Origin of the sequence: Pseudomonas sp. NY11955 (genome assembly GCF_048068035.1) — a bacterium.
Taxonomy (GTDB): Bacteria; Pseudomonadota; Gammaproteobacteria; order Pseudomonadales; family Pseudomonadaceae; genus Aquipseudomonas.
On the sequence record NZ_JBLUPS010000006.1, the window covers coordinates 267,341 to 288,310 of the forward strand.

At 63.4% G+C, this 20,970-nt stretch carries 15 protein-coding genes and 1 pseudogene; 7 read left to right on the plus strand and 9 right to left on the minus strand.

What is annotated here, in order from left to right; genetic code table 11:
* Window positions 1-3: 3 nt before the first annotated feature.
* The 4 genes from peaB to ACNFBR_RS14130 all read left to right on the plus strand — a co-directional run bounded on the left by peaB (window position 4) and on the right by ACNFBR_RS14130 (window position 4,717).
* Window positions 4-1,434 (plus strand): quinohemoprotein amine dehydrogenase maturation protein, encoded by a 1,431-nt coding sequence (gene peaB / locus ACNFBR_RS14115; RefSeq protein ID WP_416735467.1) that lies wholly within the window; start codon window positions 4-6, stop codon window positions 1,432-1,434.
* A 1-nt stretch (window position 1,435) separates the two neighbouring features.
* Window positions 1,436-1,759 (plus strand): quinohemoprotein amine dehydrogenase subunit gamma, encoded by a 324-nt coding sequence (gene qhpC, locus ACNFBR_RS14120; protein ID WP_012272119.1) that lies wholly within the window; start codon window positions 1,436-1,438, stop codon window positions 1,757-1,759.
* 31 nt (window positions 1,760-1,790) lie between these two features.
* The gene (peaD, locus tag ACNFBR_RS14125; RefSeq protein WP_416735468.1) at window positions 1,791-2,912 is read left to right on the plus strand and encodes a quinohemoprotein amine dehydrogenase subunit beta; all 1,122 of its coding nucleotides are present in this window, start codon (window positions 1,791-1,793) and stop codon (window positions 2,910-2,912) included.
* 131 nt (window positions 2,913-3,043) lie between these two features.
* On the plus strand, window positions 3,044-4,717 hold the full coding sequence (locus tag ACNFBR_RS14130; RefSeq protein ID WP_416735469.1) for a fatty acid CoA ligase family protein: 1,674 nt from the start codon (window positions 3,044-3,046) through the stop codon (window positions 4,715-4,717).
* Between the two features lie 128 nt (window positions 4,718-4,845).
* On the opposite strand, the gene mobA is transcribed toward ACNFBR_RS14130, so the two are convergent.
* The 5 genes and pseudogenes from mobA to ACNFBR_RS14155 form a co-directional block, all read right to left on the minus strand.
* On the minus strand, window positions 4,846-5,430 hold the full coding sequence (mobA, locus tag ACNFBR_RS14135; protein WP_416735560.1) for a molybdenum cofactor guanylyltransferase MobA: 585 nt from the start codon (window positions 5,428-5,430) through the stop codon (window positions 4,846-4,848).
* Window positions 5,431-5,691: 261 nt separating this feature from the next.
* Window positions 5,692-6,132 (minus strand): annotated as a pseudogene (locus ACNFBR_RS14140) (Fic family protein); the annotation flags it as partial.
* Window positions 6,129-6,398: a hypothetical protein gene (locus tag ACNFBR_RS14145; RefSeq protein ID WP_416735470.1), complete on the minus strand. Its 270-nt coding sequence runs from the start codon at window positions 6,396-6,398 to the stop codon at window positions 6,129-6,131. The gene ACNFBR_RS14145 and the pseudogene ACNFBR_RS14140, both read right to left, overlap by 4 nt.
* A gap of 43 nt (window positions 6,399-6,441) precedes the next feature.
* Window positions 6,442-9,588, minus strand: coding sequence for a multidrug efflux RND transporter permease subunit (locus tag ACNFBR_RS14150; RefSeq protein WP_416735471.1), 3,147 nt, complete (start codon window positions 9,586-9,588; stop codon window positions 6,442-6,444).
* An 11-nt stretch (window positions 9,589-9,599) separates the two neighbouring features.
* A complete protein-coding gene (locus ACNFBR_RS14155) occupies window positions 9,600-10,775 on the minus strand; it encodes an efflux RND transporter periplasmic adaptor subunit (RefSeq protein WP_416735472.1) in 1,176 nt (391 codons plus the stop codon).
* Between the two features lie 214 nt (window positions 10,776-10,989).
* Here ACNFBR_RS14155 and ACNFBR_RS14160 point away from each other — a divergent pair, with 214 nt between their 5' ends.
* Both ACNFBR_RS14160 and ACNFBR_RS14165 read left to right on the plus strand, forming a co-directional pair.
* A complete protein-coding gene (locus tag ACNFBR_RS14160; RefSeq protein ID WP_416735473.1) occupies window positions 10,990-11,691 on the plus strand; it encodes a response regulator in 702 nt (233 codons plus the stop codon).
* 6 nt (window positions 11,692-11,697) lie between these two features.
* On the plus strand, window positions 11,698-12,996 hold the full coding sequence (locus ACNFBR_RS14165) for an ATP-binding protein (RefSeq protein ID WP_416735474.1): 1,299 nt from the start codon (window positions 11,698-11,700) through the stop codon (window positions 12,994-12,996).
* Here the strand turns inward: ACNFBR_RS14165 and ACNFBR_RS14170 are convergent.
* The 4 genes from ACNFBR_RS14170 to nrfB all read right to left on the minus strand — a co-directional run bounded on the left by ACNFBR_RS14170 (window position 12,971) and on the right by nrfB (window position 20,203).
* Entirely contained in the window at window positions 12,971-14,062 is a 1,092-nt protein-coding gene (locus ACNFBR_RS14170) for a diguanylate cyclase domain-containing protein (RefSeq protein ID WP_416735475.1), read from the minus strand. The genes ACNFBR_RS14165 and ACNFBR_RS14170 overlap by 26 nt on opposite strands.
* A gap of 125 nt (window positions 14,063-14,187) precedes the next feature.
* Entirely contained in the window at window positions 14,188-15,027 is an 840-nt protein-coding gene (locus tag ACNFBR_RS14175; RefSeq protein ID WP_416735476.1) for a DUF4434 family protein, read from the minus strand.
* Window positions 15,027-18,032, minus strand: a complete 3,006-nt coding sequence (locus ACNFBR_RS14180) for a phage receptor (protein ID WP_416735477.1) — start codon at window positions 18,030-18,032, stop codon at window positions 15,027-15,029. Before ACNFBR_RS14180 ends, ACNFBR_RS14175 begins: the two co-directional genes overlap by 1 nt.
* Window positions 18,029-20,203 carry a cyclic di-3',5'-guanylate-activated glycosyltransferase NrfB gene (nrfB, locus tag ACNFBR_RS14185; protein WP_416735478.1) on the minus strand — a complete coding sequence of 725 codons (2,175 nt, stop codon included), beginning with the start codon at window positions 20,201-20,203 and terminating at the stop codon, window positions 18,029-18,031. The genes ACNFBR_RS14180 and nrfB overlap by 4 nt, the downstream gene beginning before the upstream one ends.
* Before the next feature lie 193 nt (window positions 20,204-20,396).
* Here nrfB and ACNFBR_RS14190 point away from each other — a divergent pair, with 193 nt between their 5' ends.
* Window positions 20,397-20,828 carry a PACE efflux transporter gene (locus tag ACNFBR_RS14190; RefSeq protein ID WP_003253887.1) on the plus strand — a complete coding sequence of 144 codons (432 nt, stop codon included), beginning with the start codon at window positions 20,397-20,399 and terminating at the stop codon, window positions 20,826-20,828.
* Window positions 20,829-20,970: the final 142 nt, after the last annotated feature.

A 20,970-nucleotide genomic window follows, 5' to 3' on the forward strand; every position in this document is an offset into this window, starting at 1 on the left:
GCCATGGGCGTACTACTGAACCTGGTCGAACGCAACCTGCACGAAGTGCAGGTCGATGCCGACCGCATGCTGTTCCATATTCCCAGCAGCTCGCTGTTTGCCACCGATGCGGTGACCGGCAGCATCATCGATGCTTTGCGCCAGCAAGGCTGCTCGGCCGAGGAGCTGATGCAGCGCCTTGGCCAACAGTTTGCCGGCGACGATATCCAGGACACCCTGCGCGAACTGATCGCGCTGGAACTGGTCAGCGACGGCTCGCCGCTGACCCCGGAAATCGCCCTCAAGCAGGTCGAGCGTACCGCGTTGAACACTGTGGTACTCAACGTCAACACGGGCTGCAACCTCAGCTGCACCTACTGCTACAAGGAAGACTTGGACAAGCCTTCCGCCGGCAAGAAAATGAGCACTGCCACCGCCGAAGCCTCGGTGGAGATGCTGCTCAAGGAATCGCCCAACGAGGAACGCTACAGCGTGGTGTTCTTCGGTGGCGAGCCGCTGTCCAACCGGCCGTTGATCGAGCATATGGTGGCTTACTGCGAGCGGCGCTTTGCCGAGGCGGGCAAGCAGGTGGAGTTCATCATGACCACCAACGCCACGTTGCTGACCGAAGAAATCATCGACTGGCTCAACGCTCACCGCTTCGGCCTGTCGATCAGCATCGACGGCCCCAAGACCGTGCACGACCGCAACCGCATCACCGTGGGCGGGCAGGGCACCTATGACGTGGTGCGGCGCAAGGCCGACCTGCTGCTGTCGCGCTATACCAGCCGCCCGGTGGGCGCGCGGGTCACGCTGACCCGCGGCATTACCGACGTGGAAACCATCTGGAACCACCTGTTCAACGAAATGGGCTTCGCCGAGGTCGGCTTTGCCCCAGTGACCTCTGGCGACATGGCCGACTTCAACCTCACTGGTGAAGAGCTGGTGCAGGTGTTCGCTAATATGAAGGCCTTGGGCCGGCGTTACCTGGAAGCGGCGCTGGAGCACCGCAACATCGGGTTCTCCAACCTGCACCAGTTGATCACCGACATCCACGAAGGCCACAAGAAGGCACTGCCGTGCGGCGCCGGCTTGAAGATGCTGGCGGTGGACCACGAAGGCGAGCTGAACCTGTGCCACCGTTTCACCGGCTCCAGCCTGCCGACCTTCGGCAATGTGCATCAGGGTGTGAAGCAGGCGCAGCTCAACGATTTCCTGTCGCAGCGCCTGGACCGCAGCAACACCGGCTGCGAAAGCTGCCGCATTCGCAACCTGTGCTCCGGCGGCTGTTACCACGAAAGTTATGCGCGCTACGGCGACCCGCAGCACCCGACCTACCACTACTGCGAACTGATGCGCGACTGGGTCGACTTCGGCATCGAAGTCTACAGCCGCATCATGGCCGCCAACCCGGCCTTCATCGATCGCTACATCACCCCGCGGAAGGCGCACTGACATGAAGCACTTGAAGCCCCTGAACAACAAGGCGCGCATCCTGGAGCAGGCCGCCGCCGAAGACCGTGTCGAAGAAGTGATGGCCATGAGTGCGGTGGCAGGCTGCACCGCCACCACCGACCCGGGCTGGGAAGTGGATGCCTTTGGTGGCGTCAGCTCGTTGTGCCAGCCGATGGAGGCCGACCTGTATGGCTGCTCCGACCCTTGCTGGTGGCCGGCCCAGGTGCCGGACATGATGAGCACCTACCAGGACTGGAACGCCCAGGCGACCAACTCGGCGGACGACTGGCGCAACCTCGGCACCGTGTTCCCGAAAGACAAGTGACGGCCCAACAAGAATGACAAGGGGAAACCGCATGAAAGCTGGACGCTGCGCGCAACTTGCGCTCACCATCGCCGCCACGGCCTGCGCCGGGCTGGTACAGGCCGACGACACCGGGCCGGCACTGAAGGCTGGCCACGAATACATGATCGTGACCAACTACCCGAACAACCTGCATGTGGTCGATGTAGCCAGTGACACGGTCTACAAAAGCTGCCAGATGCCCGACAAGTTCGGCCCTGGCACCGCAATGATGGCGCCGGACAACCGCACCGCCTACGTGCTCAACAACCATTATGGCGATATCTACGGCATCGACCTGGACACCTGCAAGAACACCTTCCACGCCAACCTGTCCAGCGTGGCGGGTGAAGTCGGCCGGTCGATGTACTCGTTCGCCATCAGCCCCGATGGCAAGGAAGTGTACGCCACGGTCAACCCGACCCAGATGCTGAACGACCACTACGTGGTCAAGCCGCCGCGGCTGGAGGTGTTCAGCACCGCCGATGGCCTGCAGGCCAAGCCGGTACGTACCTTCCCGATGCCGCGCCAGGTGTACCTGATGCGCGCCGCCGACGATGGCAGCCTGTATGTCGCAGGGCCGGACATTTACAAGATGGACGTGAAGACTGGCAAGTACACCGTGGCCTTGCCGCTGCGCAACTGGAACCGCAAGGGCTACAGCGCCCCGGACGTGCTGTACTTCTGGCCGCATCAGAGCCCGCGCCACGAATTCACCATGCTGTACACCATTGCCAAGTTCAAGGACGACAAACAGGACCCGGCCACCGCCGAGCCGCTGTATGGCTACCTGAGCGTCGACCTGAAGACTGGCAAGACCCACACCCAGGAGTTCGCCGACCTGACCGAGCTGTACTTCACCGGCCTGCGCTCGCCCAAGGACCCGAACCAGATCTACGGCGTGCTCAACCGCCTGGCCAAGTACGACATCAAGCAGCGCAAGCTGATCAAGGCGGCCAATCTGGAGCACACTTACTACTGTGTCACCTTCGACAAGAAGGGCGACAAGCTGTACCTGGGCGGTACCTTCAATGACCTGGCGGTGTTCAACCCGGATACGCTGGAGAAGGTGAAGAACATCAAGTTGCCGGGTGGTGATATGTCGACCACTACGCCGCAGGTGTTCATCCGCTAGAAATCGGGTGGATTCACCGGCCTCTTCGCAGCACAAGGCTGCTCCTACAGGCCACCGCGCTCCAGTGTAGGAGCAGCCTTGTGCTGCGAAGAGGCTGGTTCAAATAACACAAGAACAACAAGAGAACGCCCATGCCCCAGCCAAGCTACTCCCAGGGCAACCAGGACAAAGCCCTGCTTACCCAGTGCATCGGCGACGCCTTCGACGCCACTGTTGCCCGCTTCCCCGACCGCGAGGCGTTGGTGGTGCTCCACCAGGCCCTGCGCTACACCTGGCGGGAACTGGCTGAGGCTGTCGACCAGCATGCCCGTGCGCTGATGGCCCTGGGCGTGCAGCCCGGTGACCGCCTTGGCATCTGGGCACCCAACTGCGCCGAGTGGTGTATTACCCAGTTCGCCAGCGCCAAGGTTGGCGCAATTCTGGTCAACATCAACCCGGCCTATCGCTCCAGCGAGCTGGACTACGCCCTCGGCCAGTCCGGTTGCCGCTGGGTGATCTGTGCCGACGCGTTCAAGACCTCCGACTACCATGCCATGCTCCTGGGCCTGGTGCCGGGCCTGGCAACCGGCCAACCCGGCGCGCTGATCTGCGAGCGCTTCCCCGAGTTGCGCGGCGTGGTCAGCCTGGCGGTCGCACCACCCTCGGGCTTTCTGGCCTGGCATGCGTTGCAGTCCCGCGCCGAGTCCATCAGCCGCGAAGCCTTGGCCGAGCGCCAGGCACAACTGCGCTGCGACGACCCGATCAACATCCAGTACACCTCGGGCACCACGGGTTTCCCCAAGGGCGCCACCCTTAGCCATAGCAACATCCTCAACAACGGCTACATGGTCGGCGAAAGCCTGGGCCTGACCGAACACGACCGGCTGGTGGTACCGGTGCCGCTATACCACTGCTTCGGCATGGTCATGGCCAACCTCGGCTGCATGACCCACGGCAGTACCCTGATCTACCCGAACGATGCCTTCGACCCGTTGGCCACGCTGAGGGCGGTGGCGCAGGAGAACGCCACTGCGTTGTACGGCGTGCCGACCATGTTCATTGCCGAGCTGGACCATCCACAGCGTGGTGAGTTCGACCTGTCGAGCCTGCGCACCGGGATCATGGCCGGCGCCACTTGCCCGATCGAGGTGATGCGCCGGGTGATCGACGAGATGCACATGGCCGAGGTGCAGATCGCCTATGGCATGACCGAGACCAGCCCGGTGTCGCTGCAGACCGGCGCCACTGACGACCTGGAGCGCCGCGTGACCAGCGTTGGGCGCACACAGCCACGGCTGGAAAGCAAGGTGATCGATGCCGACGGCAATACAGTGCCGCGCTGCGAGATCGGCGAGCTGTGCACGCGTGGTTACAGCGTGATGCTGGGTTACTGGAACAACCCCAAGGCCACGGCCGAGAGCATCGATGAAGACGGCTGGATGCACACCGGCGACCTGGCGGTGATGGACGAGCAGGGCTATGTGCGGATTGTCGGGCGCAGCAAGGACATGATCATTCGCGGTGGTGAGAACATCTACCCGCGCGAGTTGGAAGAGTTCTTCTTCACCCACCCAGCGGTGGCTGATGTGCAGGTGATTGGCGTGCCGTGCAGCAAGTATGGCGAAGAGATCGTCGCCTGGGTGCGGTTGCACCCGGGGTATACCGTTAGCGCGGATGAACTGCGTGAATGGGCGAGGGCGCGGATCGCGCACTTCAAGGTGCCCCGGTACTTCCGTTTTGTCGACGAGTTCCCGATGACGGTGACCGGCAAGGTGCAGAAGTTCAGGATGCGCGAGATCAGCGTCGAGGAACTGACTGCCAATTGATGCGTGGGCTGTGCCGGCCTCTTCGCGGGCTCGCCCGCTCCCACAGGACAGTGCAGCTTTTGAGTACTGTGATATTCCTGTGGGAGCGGGCAAGCCCGCGAAGAGGCCGGTACAGACAGCAGTTGATCTCAGCCCTGCAACAGCTCCGGGCTGTTGAAGTTACTCAGGCGGCGATCATCGTCGGTGCATTCCAGCCCCTGCACCGCCTCACGCAGCAAGGCCTTCTGCAAACTCCGCTCGCCCGTCGCCCAGGCCTGTTCCAGCACCGGCAGCACCCGCTTTGGCAGCACGCTGAACATCGGTTGCCAATACCCACCCTGACGCACCATCGCCGCGCTGTCATTGGCCACCGCCAGCCGCAGCAGGTCCTCGATCAACACCCGATCAACCAACGGTGCATCGCAAGCCAGCAGCACAACCCATTCATGCCGAGCCACCTTCAGCCCGGCAATCACCCCCGCCAAAGGCCCTGGGAAGTCTGCCTCGGCATCGCCCACCAACTGGTCGGCATACGCCTGGTAAGCCGCCTGGTTACGGTTGCATGAAATCACCAGGTCATCGCTAAGCGGCCGCACTACACGACGAACATGTGCAATGAGCGGCTCGCCTTGCCAGTCGATCAAGCCCTTGTCGCGGCCGCCCATGCGCTGACCGCGGCCGCCGGCGAGGATAAGGAAGGAGCAGGGTGGGAGTGAGCGGTAACCAAGGTACAACCCACGCAATTGCGGGTCGTCCAAGCTTTCATACCTGATGTTCTCTTTATCCAGTCCATCCAGCCCTTTGATCGTGCCCAAAACTTCTGGCCATTGTGCTTTGTCAGAAATTTCTACCCGAAAAGGTTTCAAATAATGATCAAGATGGCCTTTCGAGGGCTGATTGATTTCGGCGCTCAAGGCTGAGAGGTAGTCATCCTTCGTAGTCCGAGACCAATCAATTGCAAAGCCGGCTCGATGGCAAAGCTCCATGAACACAAGGAGTATCGTTCGGCCGTTACCGTCCAGAAAGGGATGGGCGTCAGCCAGCAATCCCAGTACCTCACCAGGGTGCTCTTTGAGCCATTGCTGATCTTGCCCCAGCTTCAGTGCATGGGATGTCCAGTGGCGGATCTGGTCTGGCGGGCAGAACGCTGTATGCCGAGGGTCGCTATCGGTTCCCTTGAAAACTGCCAGCCTGGGTGCCAGCTCGGCGCGATCCTTGCCTGCCCAGGGATAAAAGTCGAAAAACAACAGTTGGTGCAGCTCAAGCATCGTTTGGTAGGTGATGTTCTGACTGTTCGACAGCAGGGAAATGGCGTCTTCCAGGCTGGACTCGAACGCCAGATGTTCCATTTTCTTGATTTGCGCAGGGTCTTTCAGTTTGAAGACATTACGCAGGTAACCTGCTGTTTCAAAATCATCGAACGGATCGAACATCATGCGCTGATCTTTCGCCCATTGCCGTATTCAGGCACTTCATTGAGATAGCGTGCTTCCAGCTCCAGTATCTGTCGCTTGGTAAGAACGCCTTTTTTCTTGAGAGAAACCAGCACTCTTTCGACGTCGTCGAGGGTAACGACATCACCCGACAGGCTGGTAATCGTTGTTGCAAGGTCACTGAAACGATCTTTTTCGCTGGTAATGCCATGCTGTTTGGCAAGTTCCAGTACCTGGCATTTGATGCTGGCATCGCGGGCTTGTGTCATTTCAGCTCCTCCATCGATGCCAGCAATATTAACATACCGACTTTTACCCGTGCGGCTGTTCCGCCTGGCTGGCGCCTGCTTTACCTTCATGTCCAATGGCCGTTTTACTACGCCCTGCAAGGCGCATGACCACCACGAAGAACACTGGCACGAACACCACCGCCAGGGTGGCGCTGAGCATGCCGCCGATCACCCCGGTGCCGATCGCCTGCTGGCTGGCGGAGCTTGCGCCGCTGGCGATGGCCAGTGGCACCACGCCGAGGATGAACGCCAGCGAGGTCATCACGATCGGCCGCAGGCGCAGACGGGCGGCTTGCACGGCGGCATCGACGGCGTCCACGCCCTGGTCGACCAGGTGCTTGGCGAACTCGATGATCAGGATGGCATTCTTCGCCGACAGGCCGATCAGGGTGATCAGGCCCACCTTGAAGAACACGTCGTTGGGCATGCCGCGCAGGGTCACGGCCAGTACCGCACCCAGCACCCCGAGTGGTACCACCAGCAGCACCGCGGTCGGGATCGACCAGCTTTCGTACAGCGCCGCCAGGCACAGGAACACCACCAGCAACGACAGTGCCATCAGCATCGGTGCCTGGCTGCCGGAAAGGCGTTCCTGCAGGGACAGGCCGGTCCATTCCAGGCCAGCGCCGGCGGGTAGCTGCGCCACCAGGCGCTCGACTTCGGCCATGGCCTCGCCGGAGCTGTAACCGGCCGCCGGCTCGCCGGAAATCGACACCGCCGGGTAGCCGTTGTAGCGGGTCAGTTGCACCGGGCCGCTGACCCATTTGGCCTGGACGAACGCGCCCAGTGGCACCATCTTGCCGCTGTTGTTGCGCACGTGGATTTTCAGCAAGTCCTCGACCTGGCTGCGCTGATCGCCTTCGGCCTGCACCACCACCCGCTGCATGCGGCCTTGGTTGGGGAAGTCGTTGACATAGCTGGAGCCTACGGCAACGTCCAGCACCGTGCCGATATCGGCAAACGACACGCCCAGGGCGTTGGCCTGGCGGCGGTCGATTTCCAACTGCACCTGCGGGCTTTCTGCCAGCGAGGCTTCGCGTACGTTGGTCAGCAGCTTGCTTTTGCCAGCGCTTTGCAGCAACTGGTCACGGGCTGCCATCAGTTCGGCGTGGCCCATGCCGCCGCGGTCTTGCAGGCGGAACTCGAAACCGGTCGATTCGCCCAGGCCGTCGATAGGCGGTGGCAGTACCGAGTAGGCAATGGCGTCCTTGAGCTGGCTGAAAGCCATGGTCGCGCGGTCGGCGATCGACTGCGCACTGTCGTCGGCGCCGCGCTCGGACCAGTCCTTGAGCGTGGTGAATGCCAGCGCCGCGTTCTGCCCGCTACCAGAAAAGCTGAAGCCGAGGATCAACGTGGTGTTGCCCACGCCCGCTTCCTCTGCGTTGTGTGCCTCGATCTGCGCGGCCACTTGCTCGGTGCGCATGCGGCTGGCCCCGGGCGGCAGTTGGATGTCGGTAATGGTGTAGCCCTGGTCTTCGGTGGGCAGGAACGCCGTGGGTAGCTGGCTGAAGCCATAGCCGAGCACCGCCAGCAGTAGCGCATACACCAGCAGGTAGCGGCCGCTGCGCTTGAGCGCCAGCACCACCCAGCGCTGGTAGCCGTTGCTCATGCTTTCGAAGCGGCGGTTGAACCAGCCGAAGAAACCTTTGCGCTCATGCTGCTCACCCTTGGCCACAGGCTTGAGCAAGGTGGCGCACAGCGCCGGGGTGAGGCTGAGGGCGAGAAACGCCGAGAACAGGATCGACACCGCCATCGACAGCGAGAACTGCTGGTAGATCACCCCCACCGAGCCTTGCATGAAGGCCATGGGCAGGAATACCGCCACCAGCACCAGGGTAATGCCGACGATTGCACCGCTGATCTGGCCCATGGCTTTGCGTGTGGCTTCCTTGGGCGGCAGGCCTTCTTCGGCCATGATGCGCTCGACGTTTTCCACCACCACGATGGCATCGTCGACCAGAATGCCGATGGCCAGCACCATGCCGAAGAGGGTCAGCACGTTGACCGAAAAGCCCATGGCCAGCATCACGGCGAAGGTGCCCATCAATGCCACGGGCACCACCAGGGTCGGGATCAAGGTGTAACGCAGGTTCTGCAAAAACAGGAACATCACCGCAAACACCAGCAGCATGGCTTCGAACAGGGTGTTGATGACCTGCTCGATCGACACCTTGACGAACGGTGAGGTGTCGTAGGGGATGTCGTACTTGACGCCTTCCGGGAAATAGCGCGCCAGGTCCTGCATCTTCGCCCGCACCAGGGTGGCAGTTTCCATGGCGTTGGCCCCCGGCGACAGCTGCACGCTGAAAGCGGTGGCCGGCTTGCCGTTCAGGCGCGTGCCGTACTGGTATTCCTGGGCGCCGATTTCGACCCGGGCGACATCCCCGATGGTGACCGTGGAACCGTCCGGGTTGGCCCGCAGGACGATGGCAGCGAACTCTTCGGGGGTGCTGAGCTGGCCCTTGACCACCACGTTGGCGGTGATTTCCTGGGTGCCGCGGCTGGGCAGGTCGCCGATGCTGCCAGGGGCGACCTGGGCGTTCTGCGCGGCGACGGCTTCGGCCACATCGTTGGGCGTGAGGTTGAAACCGATCAGCTTGCGCGGGTCGATCCAGATGCGCATGGCGCGCTCGGAGCCGTACAACTGAGCCTTGCCGACGCCCTTGAGGCGACGGATTTCGTCCATCACGTTACGGGCGAGGATGTCCGACAGCGCGGTTTCGTCGAGCTTGCCGTCTTCGGAGGTGAGGGTGGCCAGCAGCAGGAAACCGGTGGACACCTTCTCTACCTGCAGGCCCTGCTGGGTGACCGGGCGTGGCAGGCGCGACTCGACCACCTTCAGGCGGTTCTGCACATCGACCTGGGCCAAGTCCGGGTTGGTGCCCGGGGCGAAGGTGGCGGTGATGGTGGCGCTGCCCAGGCTGCTCTGCGACTCGAAGTACAGCAGGTTGTCGGCGCCGTTGAGCTCCTGCTCGATCAGGCTGACCACGCTTTCGTCCATGGTCGCCGCCGAGGCGCCCGGGTATACGGCGTAGATTTCCACCTGTGGTGGCGCCACGTTGGGGTACTGGGCCACCGGCAGTTGCGGGATGGCCAGCGCGCCGGCCAGGAGGATGAACAGTGCGACCACCCAGGCGAATACCGGGCGGTCGATGAAGAATTGCGGCATGAATCAGGCCCTCACTGGCCGGTATGCTGTGCGATGGGGGGCGCACCAGGTGTGTTGTCGACCTGTACCTGGTCACCGGCCTTGACGTGTTGCAGGCCCTCGACCACCACCCGCTCGCCGGCGGCCAGGCCCTCGCTGACGATCCAGCGGTCGCCCTGGGCGCTGCCCAGCACTACCGGGCGGTCGCTGACCCGGGCCTGCTGGTCGACCACCAGCACCTTGGGCACGCCGGCGCTGTCGCGCAGGATGGCGCGCTGCGGCACGCTCAGGCCCTTGGGTTGCACCGCTTGTTCCAGGCGTACGCGCACGTAGCTGCCGGGCAGCAGGTCGAGGTCGGGGTTGGGGAACTCGCTGCGCAGGGTGATCTGGTTGGTGCTGGGGTCGACGCTGATGTCGGAGAACAGCAGCTTGCCCGGCAGCGGGTAGGCGCTGCCGTCATCCTGAATCAGAGTGGCGCGGGCCTGGCCTTCGCCCACCTGCTGCAGCTCGCCAGCACGCAGGGCGCGGCGCAGGGCGTTGAGCTCGCGGGTCGACTGGGTGACGTCGGCATGGATCGGGTCCAACTGCTGGATAGTCGCCAGCGGCGTGGTCTCGTTCTGCCCGACCAGCGCGCCTTCGGTGACCTGGGCGCGGCCGATGCGGCCGGAGATCGGCGCGGTGACGGTGGCGTAACCGAGGTTCAGGCGCGCACGCTCCAGGGCTGCCTTGGCTTCGGCCACCGCGGCGTCGGCCTGCAGAAAGCTGGCCTTGGCGTTGTCGTATTCCTGACGGCTGACGGCCTTGTCGTCGACCAGTTCGCGGTAGCGCTGCTCTTGCAAGCGCGCCTGGTACAAGGTGGCTTCGGCTTTGGCCAGGGTGGCGCGGGCGCTGTCGTGGTCGGCCTTGAACGGCGCCGGGTCGATCAGGAACAGTACATCGCCCTGTTTGACGTCGCTGCCTTCGCGGTACACCCGCTTGAGCACCACGCCTGCCACCCGCGCGCGCACTTCGGCGGTGCGCGGGGCGAGGATTCGGCCGCTGAGTTCACTGCTGATGGCCAGTGGCTGTAGTTGCAAGGTTTCCACGCGCACTTGCGCGGTGGGGGCCTTTTCGTCTTGCTCGGCGCTGTCGCTGCAACCGGCCAGGGACAGGCTCAGGAGCGCCAGGAGCGCCAATGGGCGCAGGCGCGGGGGGAGGGTAGTAGGCATGCGGATCTTCCGATGATGACCGTGTGTATGCTAAGGCAGGTGCTGCTTGAGCGGCTGTTAATACCTGTAGGGCGAGTGTGAAAAAGTGTGAAGAACAATCCTGCGGGCCGGTAGGGTTCTATATTCTGCGTATACCTATGCCGGCCTCTTCGCGGGTAAACCCACTCCCACAGGGCCGGCACAGGTATACCTCAACCCAGACTTTCAAGCACCTATGCCGAATATTTTCCTGGTCGAAGACGACAGCGCGCTGTCCGAGCTGATCGCCAGCTACCTGCAACGCAACGACTTCCATGTCCAGGTGATCGCCCGGGGCGATCATGTGCTGGACGAGTACCGCCGGCAAAAGCCCGACCTGGTCATCCTCGACCTGATGCTGCCGGGTATCGATGGCCTGCAGCTGTGCCGCCTGCTGCGCCAGGAGTCGCAGAGCTTGCCAATCCTGATGCTGACTGCCCGCGACGACAGCCATGACCAGGTGCTGGGCCTGGAGATGGGGGCCGACGACTATGTGACCAAACCCTGCGAACCACGCGTGTTGCTGGCCCGTGTGCGCACGCTTCTGCGCCGCAGCAGTGTCAACGAGCCACGTTTGGATAACGACCTGATCCTGATCGGCGGCCTGCGCATCGACCTGGCCGAGCGCACGGTCAGCTGGCGCGGCGAAGAGGTGGAGCTGTCCAGCGGCGAGTACAACCTGCTGGTGGTGCTGGCGCGCAATGCTGGGGAGGTGATGAACCGCGACCGTATCCTGCAGCAACTGCGTGGCATCGAGTTCAATGGTACCGACCGCTCGGTGGACGTGGCCATCTCCAAGCTGCGGCGCAAGTTCGACGACAACGCCGGCGAGGCGCGCAAGATCAAGACCGTGTGGGGCAAGGGCTACCTGTTCAGCCGCGTCGAGTGGGAGTGCTGATCGGCCATGCTCAAGATCCTGGTGCGGCTGTACCTGGTGATTATCGTCGCCTACGCCGGTGCGTTGCTGTTCATCCCCGACACCATCGTCGGCCTGTTCCGCGACCGCTTCATGGCCTACAACCTGGACCAGGCCAAGGGCGTACAGGCGTTGATCGTGCGCCAGTTCCGCCAGGCTCCGCGCGAGCAGTGGCCAGCGGTGGAGCAGGAACTGGCCAGTGACTTCGCACCGCTGGAGCTGCAGCTGTTGCGTATGGACCAGGCCGACTTGAGCGATGAAGAACAGGCGCGCCTGGAGCATGGCCTGTACGCGGTGCGCATCGCCGAGTGGGGCTACTACGAGACGGTGCTGGCGCCATTGGACAAGCAATGGCTGGTACGCCTGCATTCACCGCCAGACCCGCTGGACATCAATGTGCTGTCGTGGGGTGTGACCGTACTGATCGGTGCGGCCATGCTCGGCTGCCTGCTGCTATGGGTATGGCCGCACTGGCGTGACCTGGAACGCCTCAAGGAGACGGCGCGGCGCTTGGGCCAGGGGCAGATGGCCGAGCGTACGCACATTTCGCCACATTCCAACATCGGTGAGCTGGCTGGGGTGTTCGACACCATGGCCAGTGACCTGGAGCGCCACGTCAACCAGCAGCGCGAGCTGCTCAATGCGGTGTCGCACGAGTTGCGTACGCCACTGACCCGGCTGGACTTCGGTTTGGTGCTGCTGTTCGACGAAGTACCGCCGGCCAGCCGCAAGCGCCTGCTGGAACTGGTCGGGCATGTGCGCGAGCTGGACGAGCTGGTGCTGGAGCTGCTGTCCTATAGCCGGTTGTACAACGCCGACCAGGCCCGCGAGCGGGTGGAAGTGTCGTTGCTGGAGCTGGTCGACAGTGTGCTTGGCGGTTTTGCCGAGGAACTGGATGGCCGTGGTATCCACTGGGAGGTGCGGGCCGAGGGCGAGCTGCCGCGCTTTGTGCTGGACCCGCGGCTGACCGCGCGCGCGGTGCAGAACCTGGTGCGCAATGCCATGCGCTATTGCGATGAAAGCCTGTTGCTGCGCTTGCGCCTGGAAGAGGATGGCGCCTGCCTGCTGACGGTGGAGGATGACGGGATTGGCATTCCGGTGGAGGAGCGCGAGCGCATATTCCAGCCGTTCTACCGCCTGGACCGTAGTCGCGATCGCAACACGGGTGGGTTTGGCCTGGGGCTGGCGATCAGCCGCCGAGCGATCGAGGGGCAGGGGGGCACCCTGACCGTGGCGCAGTCGGCGTTGGGTGGGGCGCAGTTCAGGATTCGCTTGCCAGCCGGGTAGTCCACAGCACGAACCGGTCCTTGCCGGTGTGCTTGGCTTCATACAGCGCCTGGTCGGCCTTGATCAACGCCATGGTCAAGGTATCGCCCGCGTTCACTTGCGCCAGCCCGATACTGATGGTCACCGGGTGTGGGTTTGCGTCTTCACGCACTCTGCGTACCAGTGCCTCCACCTGCTGTTCAGCACCGTGCTGGTCCAGCCCTTCAAGAAAAATGGCAAACTCCTCGCCGCCCAAACGCGCAAATTCAGACTTGGCCATGGCGGCCTTGATATGCAAAGCCACACGTTTGAGCACTTCGTCACCAATGTCGTGGCCGTAGCGGTCATTGACTTTCTTGAAGTTGTCTATGTCCACCATCGCCAGGTATTGCCCAGGCGTTGCCAGTTTCAGTTGTTGCTCCGTTTTTGCCATGAACGAGCGGCGGTTGGGAATTTCGGTCAGGGCGTCGACGTAGGCTTGCTCCAGCAGCACCTTGGACAAATAGAAATTGTGCAGCTTGGCCTTGCGCGTCTGCAGGTAGCTGTAAGTGATCAGGCCGCTGAGAAACACCGCGTAGCTGACCAGCATGGCGCCTTCGAGCGCGTCGGGCTCGATGCGGGTGTGGTAGAACGGGTTGAGCATTACCCAAGTGACGACCATGGCGCAGAAGAACGACCAGCGCCGCACTGGCAACACCGACACCGCGTACAGCACGGTGGAAACCCCAAGCACCAGCCACACCGGGCGCAGGGCCACCGGGATACCTTCGATCAGCAGGCGCATGCCCAATGTGATGATGGTGATGAACAGCAGGTTGAGTACATCGAAGTGATGGCTGCGACGGGTGAAGTGCAGCACTACGCAAAGGCTGCCGAGCGAGGCGATGAACAGGTAGGACAGCCAGGTGAAACCTTGGCCGCCAAGAAAGCTGACGATCAGGTCGAAGACCAGCCAGATCAGGATGCTGATACAGAACACCAGCAGGCAGAACGGGCGCATGGACTCGAATTCGTGCTGGCGGAACTCGGCGCGCAAGGCGGCGGGGGCGACCTGCTTGCGTACGTGTTCTTCGATGGTCTTGAACATCGGTGGGCTCCTGGGAGTACTGCTTTGCCAGGGCCGGACTCTTCGCAGCGCAAGGCTGCTCCTACAGGGACCGCACGTATCTTGTAGGAGCAGCCTTGCGCTGCGAAGGGGCCAGCCCTGGCGACTCAATGCTGTGGCAAAACACCCCGGGCCCAAGGCCGGTAGCGCAAGGCAAACACCGCCTCGGCATGGCACCCGCTGCCCAGCTTCGGCTCGGCAGGCTCAGCTCGAAACGCCTGCCCAGGCGCGCTCACCTGGCGGAACGCTTCGCGCACCACGCCGACCCGGCACGGCAAGGCCTGCTCGTAGCCCTGGCGCACCAACGACGGCAAACGCCCGGTGCCGGCGCCATCCTGCCACCACACAGTCAAGCCCAACCCGGCCAGTTGATCCAGCCAGGCGCCATGGACTCGCGGCGACAGCTTGCCGGCGCTGAAGGCGCTGATGTGCAATGGCTTGTCCAGTTGGCGGTTGAAGGCCTGCAGTTGGTTGTAGAGTGCATCGCGCCGTTCGGCGTCGCGAAAATGCTGGTCGTCCAGTTCCATGGGCAGGTACCAGCCGTCCACCGGCAACTGCCAGGTCTGGCGCAATTGCTGGTACTGGCTGAGCGAGCGGCCCAGCTGTGCCTTCCAGTAGCTGTTCAGGCCCTCGCCATCCAGCTGGTCGAGGCGCTGGTAGTAGGCCGGGTCCATGTACAGCCCCAGAACCAGTTGCAGGCCCTCGGCCCGGGCCGCGCGCAGGCTGTTGGCCAGCCAGCCCTGGGCACCGCCGAAATCGCTGTCGCCATAGGCGCTCCACTGCACGATCAGGGTCTTGCCACCCTGGGCAGCGGTGGCGTGCCACAGTTGCTGCCACTGGGCGGCGGTGACGCTGGCATCACGGTTCAGGGGTTGGTAGAACAGGCGCTGGTCGGCTGTGGCCGGTAGGCAAAGGACCAGCAGGCAGTAGGTGATGATCGTACGCATCAGAAGGTCATCTCCGCACCGACCAGCACTCCGTTGGCGCGCTCGTAGAGGTTGCCGCCCAGCGATTGCTGGTATTCGGCACGCACTTTCAGCGAGCCGCGGTAGGCGTTGTAGCGGTCGTCGTCGAACCACCATTGCCAGCGTACGCCGACCCCGGCACGGGCATCCTGGCGCCAGTCGTTGCTCGGGTCCTGGCTGGAAAATTCGACAAAACCGTAGGGCATGAGGGTTTGCGGCGAGCTGCCTGGCAGTTTCCAGGCGTGGCCCTGTTGGTAGCGTGATAACCAGGCGTGGTCGCCGGCCCGGGTCCACCAGGCGGCGTCGAGGTAGAGGAAACGCTCGTTCCAGTCGTCTTCATCGACCCGCCAGTCGTTGCGCCAGTCACCCTGGTCGAGGAACGAGGCAGTGGCGCGCAGCAGCAAGTCGTTGCTCGATTCGGCGTGGTGGCGCAAATCACCCCAGTTGCCGCCGACTTTGGCCGGGCTCAGCAGTTGGCCAAGGCTGAGGCCGCGGTAATGCTCCTCGTCGATCTGGCGCTGGTGGTACAGCTCGGCATACAGGTTGAGGTTGGCCTGACCGAGCGGCTTGTAGCGCAGGCCGACGCCGGTGCCCATGCTTTGTGCGTAGTCGGTGCGGCTCTGGCCGCCGAACAGCACTCGGCCATACACCGACAGGGTGCTGCCGTTGCGGCTGGGCTCTTCGCCCAGGGCGTGGTCCCACATGGCCAGTTGCACGTTCTGCGATTGCGCCCGGCGTGAGCTGCCGCTGCGCTGGCCATTGTCGAGGAACTTGTCGTTGGTCGAGGTGCCGGCGGGCGACCAGGTGCTGGCCAGGGTAATGGTGTCGCGACGAGACAGGCTTTCATGGGCGCGGCGTTGGCGGTATTTACGGGCTTCGAGGCTGCCGTATTCGTCATCGCCATCGACCAGGTTCTGCTCTACGTCGAGAATGCGCCGCAGCTCGCGACGTGCTGCAGCGCTGTCCTCATGCTCGTCGTAGCGTAAGGCGAGTGTTTCGCCCAGACGGTAGTCTTCCGGGAAGTCGTGGGTGGCGCGCTCAAGGTAGGGGATCGACTGAGTGCGCTGGGCCTTGTCTGCCGAGCCAGCCAGGCGCATGCCGTAGTCGGCACGGTAGCGTGGCTGGTCGGGGGCCAGGCGCACGGCTTCGGCCAGCCAGGCGGTACTTTGCGCGCTGTCGCCAGCCAGTTGCGCGGTGCCGGACGCGGCGTAGTAGTGATCGGCGCGCGGGTTGTGCGCCAGGGCCTGGCGCTGGAAGCCCAGCGCGGTCTGTGGGTCGCCTTGGCGCTGGGCGATGGCGGCACCGAGCGCCCAGTCATCGGCGCTGCGGTGAGCGGCGGCGTCCCAGTAGCGGCGCGCTGCATCAGCGTCGCCTGCATTCAGCGCGCCACGGGAGGCAGTGAGGCGGGCGTTGTCGGTCCAGGCGCTGTCCGGCAGGCTGCGCCAGATGGGCAGGGCGGCTTCGGAGTCGCCGGCTGCTTCGAGTGCGTAGGCCAGCGGCAGGCGGTTGCCAGGGCCGCCCAGGCGCTCGGCGGCCTGGTAGTAGACCACCGCCTCGCCCGCTTGGTCGGGCATGGCGCAGCGGCCCAGGGCGCGGTACTGGCCGGGCTCGCTCGGGGTGGCTGGCACTGCCTGGCGCACGGCATCGCACTGGCCAGCCTCGGCCAGCCGGCCAAGCAACTGGGCGCGGGTATTGGCGTCGACCCGGGGGATCAGGCCAAGCATGCGGCGGTTGTCCAGCGGGCCGTCGTTGCGGGCATACAGGTTGCCCAGGCGCTGCAGCAGCGATGGGCTGAGGCGGCCCTGGCGGCGGTCGTAGGCCTGCTCCAGCAGGTGCCGGGCGTGGTCTGCGTGGCCCTGTTCGGTCAGCAGGAAGGTGGCTTGCTCCAGCGCGGCGAGGTCGCCGGTCTGCCGGTAGCGCTTCTCCCATTCTGCGGCGGTACGCGGTTGCGGGGGTTGGGGCGGGTCGCCGTACAGGCGTTGCTTGAGCACGGCAAAGGCTCGCGGGTCGGTGCTGGCAGTGCAGCCTTTGAATTGTTCGCGGGCCAGGTCCGGGTCCTTGTGCGACAGCCAATCGACCGTCTCCAGGCAGGGGCGTTGCAAGTCGTTGCTCAGGCGCAGCACCAATGCAGCGTCGTCGCCTTCACGGGCCAATTGCCAAAGTTGCTGGCGCTGTTCGGGTTGTTGCAGTTGATCGGGCGGTAGCGACTGCAGCCATCGTTGGGCTTGCTGGTGATGGCCGACGGCAATGGCGCGGTTGGCCATGGCCAGGCGTGCCTGGTTGGCCGCTGCGGCGGATGGCGCGCTGGGTAACAGCGCATTCAGGCCCTTTTCGTCGACTTTCTGGATATAGGCGTTGGCCAGGCGTTGCCAGTCCTGGGCCGGCAACTGGCCTTTGTCGGCCAGCGGCTGCAGTTGCTCGATGGTTTCCTTCCAGTTGCGCAGTTGCTCGGCAAAGTTGGCCCGGGCCAGGCGCAATACCTGGCCGTCGTCCCCGGGGGGTAGATGGTTGAGCCAGTCCAATGCCTTGGCCGCGCCGCCAAACTTGGCCAGGCTCAGGCTGTAGGCCTGCCACAGGCGCACGCGGTGGTTGCCGTCGCTGGCGGCCAACCATTGTTCCACCTGGCTGGCCGCCGGTGGGTCCTGCTCGATCCAGGTCAGGCGCAGCTCCAGCAGGGCGTCGGCATATTCCGGGCTATCGCCCAGTTGCTCGGCGAGTGCTTGGGCCTCCTTGTAACGGCGTTGGTGGGCCAGGGCTTCGACCAGCAGGGCGCGAGCCTCGTCGTTATTGGGCACCCGGCCCAGTACGTGGCGGGTCAGGCGCTCGACTTCAGCCCAATTGTCCTTCTTGGCCTCTCGGTAGCCCCGGTCCATGAACGGAAAGCTGGTGAACCGTTGAAAGTCGGTCATCGGTGCCGAAGCAGCGGCGGGCAGGGCAGCGGAAAACAGCAACAGTCCAGTGAAAGTGAGGGAAAAGCGCGGCTTCATGCCACCTCCCGGGTCAAGTCAAAGGCGGCCTGCTGTTCGCTGGCCTGTTCGATCAGGGCCTGTTCCAGCACCTGCTCGGTGATGATGCCGCGGGCGATCAGGTGTTCGCCCAGGCTCTGGTGTTCGGGGTCGAAGTCGATCAGCGCCTGGTTGAACAGGGTGACCGGGACCATGCCGCGCACCTGCAGCAGTGCGCCAAGCATGACCTGGTGATGGCTGACCCGTTCCAGCAACGCTTCGTCGTTCTGGTGGCGTTCGAGCACGGCCAGCATGTCGCGGGTTTCTGGCTTCTGCCAGGGGCTCGGATAGTGGTAGCGCAGGCCCAGGGTCACCCGGCCCTGTGGCGCCAGGCGTGCCTTGACCGGGCGTTTCAGTTGGCGGCTGATCACCCCCAGCGACACTTGGCTGACCGGGCTTTCACTGGCCAGGATCAGCGTGTCGCCGTCTTCCTCTACCGGTAGCACGCCATAGTGCGTGGCCAGTTTGCGAGGCAGTTTGGCGATCAGTTGCGGGTCGAGCTTGAACGGGTTCAAGGGTGACCAAGGCAGGTCCAGTTGCTCGGCCAGGGTGGCCACCAGTTGCTCGCTGTTCAGCCAGCCGCGCAGTAGCAGCTCGCGACCCAGGCGCCGGCGAACCGGGCTGGTGATTGCTTGTTGCAGCTGTTCGTCGCTGATCAGGCCCTTGGCCACCAGGCGCTGGCCCAGTGGCGTTCGGGCAGGTGCGGCGATGGCGGGGAACTCGTGGGTGGTCTTGTCCCAGGCCACACGCCGCGAATCGCCCATTTCCATGACCTGGCGCAGCGCGCGCAGGTTGGCGAAGAAGTTGACGAAGTTGCTCCACATCATTCGCGGCGCCGACAGCAGGCCCTCGCCAATGCCATAGAAGCGGGTGACGAACCAGGCGCGCTGGAACAACCGATTGAACAGCATCAGGCCGTTCAGCCACAGCAGGGTCGATAGCAGCCAGCTGTCGCTGAGGATCGACATGAAGCGCCACGAATTCGGCGCTACCACCGTGACCAGCCACATGGCCAGCAACACCAGCAGCAACAGGTTGACCAGGAAGCTCAGCAGGTAGGCGAACAGCCCGCGCCGGTCACGCCAGAGGAAGTAGTTGAGCGCGCCCTTGCGGCTCCAGCCGAGGTTGCTGGTGCCCTGGAACACGATGCCGACGATCCAGCGCGACTTCTGCCGAATGGCATGCTGCCAGTCACGCGGGAAGTGCTCGCGTACGCAAATCACCTGGGAGAATTCGCGGCTCATGCCCAGGCGCCATTGTTGCTTCAGGGTCAGCGCCGGGTCGGTGATGGAGTAGCGGGCGAAAATGCACTTCATGCCTTTTTGTTTCAGGCGAAATCCGATGTCGTAGTCTTCGGTCAGGCTCTGTACGTCGAAGGCGATGCCGTCACCGTCTTCGAGCAGCGCGCTGATGGCTCGGCGGCTGAAGCAAGTGCCGACACCGGCACTGGGCACCTGGCCGGTCAGTGCTTCGCGCACGATTACGTCCTTGCCATGGTTTTCGGCGAACTCGTCGACATAGTGGCCGGCGGTAAAGCCTTTCCACTCCGGTGCGTAGGGGTACACCGGGATCTGGATCATGTCCTTGCTCGGCAGCAGGTAGTTGAACAGGCGCAACTCCATGGGCGAGATCACGTCTTCGGCGTCGTGCAGGATGAAGCCGGCGAACTCGATGCCCGCGTCCTGCTGGAAGCGCAGCAGCGCGTCGATGATGTTGTTCAGGCAATCGGCCTTGCTGGTGGGGCCGGGTCGGGCGCAGACCACCTTGTGCACGTTGGGGTAGTGCAGGCACACCGCGTCGACGTCGGCCTGGGTTTGCGGGTCGTTGGGGTAGGTGCCGACGAAGATCTGGTAGTTTTCGTAGTCGATGGTCGAGGCCGCCAGGCGCGCCATTTCGCCGACCACGCCCACTTCGTTCCAGGCCGGGACCATGATGGCCAGGGGTTTTTCCGGGACTTCGTACAAGCGCTTCTCATCGGCCTTTTCGAACTTGTCGTAAATGCGAAAGCGCCGTATCAGCTTGCGCCCCCAATAGCACAGGTCGATGAACAGGTCGTCCAGACCCAGCAGAAACATCAACGAGGCCAGGGTGATCGCCAGAATCTTCAGGCCAAACAACACATAGGTTAGAAAATCGATGAATGCCAGGCTCATGTGGCATGCACCGGCAGGGTAGAGGGGGCCATCGTCATTATCCTCGCTCGGTTCCTTCGACGAAGTTGTACGAGATGTCACTGTTTGTACGGGATAGATACAAGCAGCCGAACGCGATGTTGTCCAAATTTCGGGCTTTTTCTTACGGGCTACTTCTTGTAGCTTTACAGGTCGCTTAATCAGGGAGTTGAACATGCAAGGCAAGGCCCGCAAGATCGTCCAGGCCATTCTTTATGAAGCCATTGCCGTCGCCTGCGTGGCGCCCGCGCTGGAGCTGGCGTTCGGTGCCGGGATGGCCCAGTCGACCGTGCTGTCGGTGCTGATGTCGGGCATCGCGATGAGCTGGAACATGGGCTACAACTGGGTTTTCGAGCGTTGGGAAGCGCGCCAGCACAAGCGTGAGCGCACCTTCCTGCGGCGCCTGCTGCATGCGCTGGGCTTCGAGGGCGGGTTGGTGGTGATCCTGCTGCCGCTGGTGGCGTACTGGCTGGACGTGAGCCTGTGGGCTGCCCTGCTGACCAACCTGGCATTGTTCGTGTTCTTCTTCGTTTACGCCTTCGTCTTCCAGTGGGGCTTCGACAAGGTGTTCGATGTGCCGCTTTCGGCGCAGCAGGCCAAGTGTTGACTTGCGGCCGCGTGGCAGGCTAAGTTCCTACCCCATGAATACATTCCCGCACATGAACGCCATTATTATTACCGCCATTATCAGCTTGGCGGGCTAGCGCGTACGTGCACCGAACCCGCCCTGGAGGCGGGTTTCTTCACTC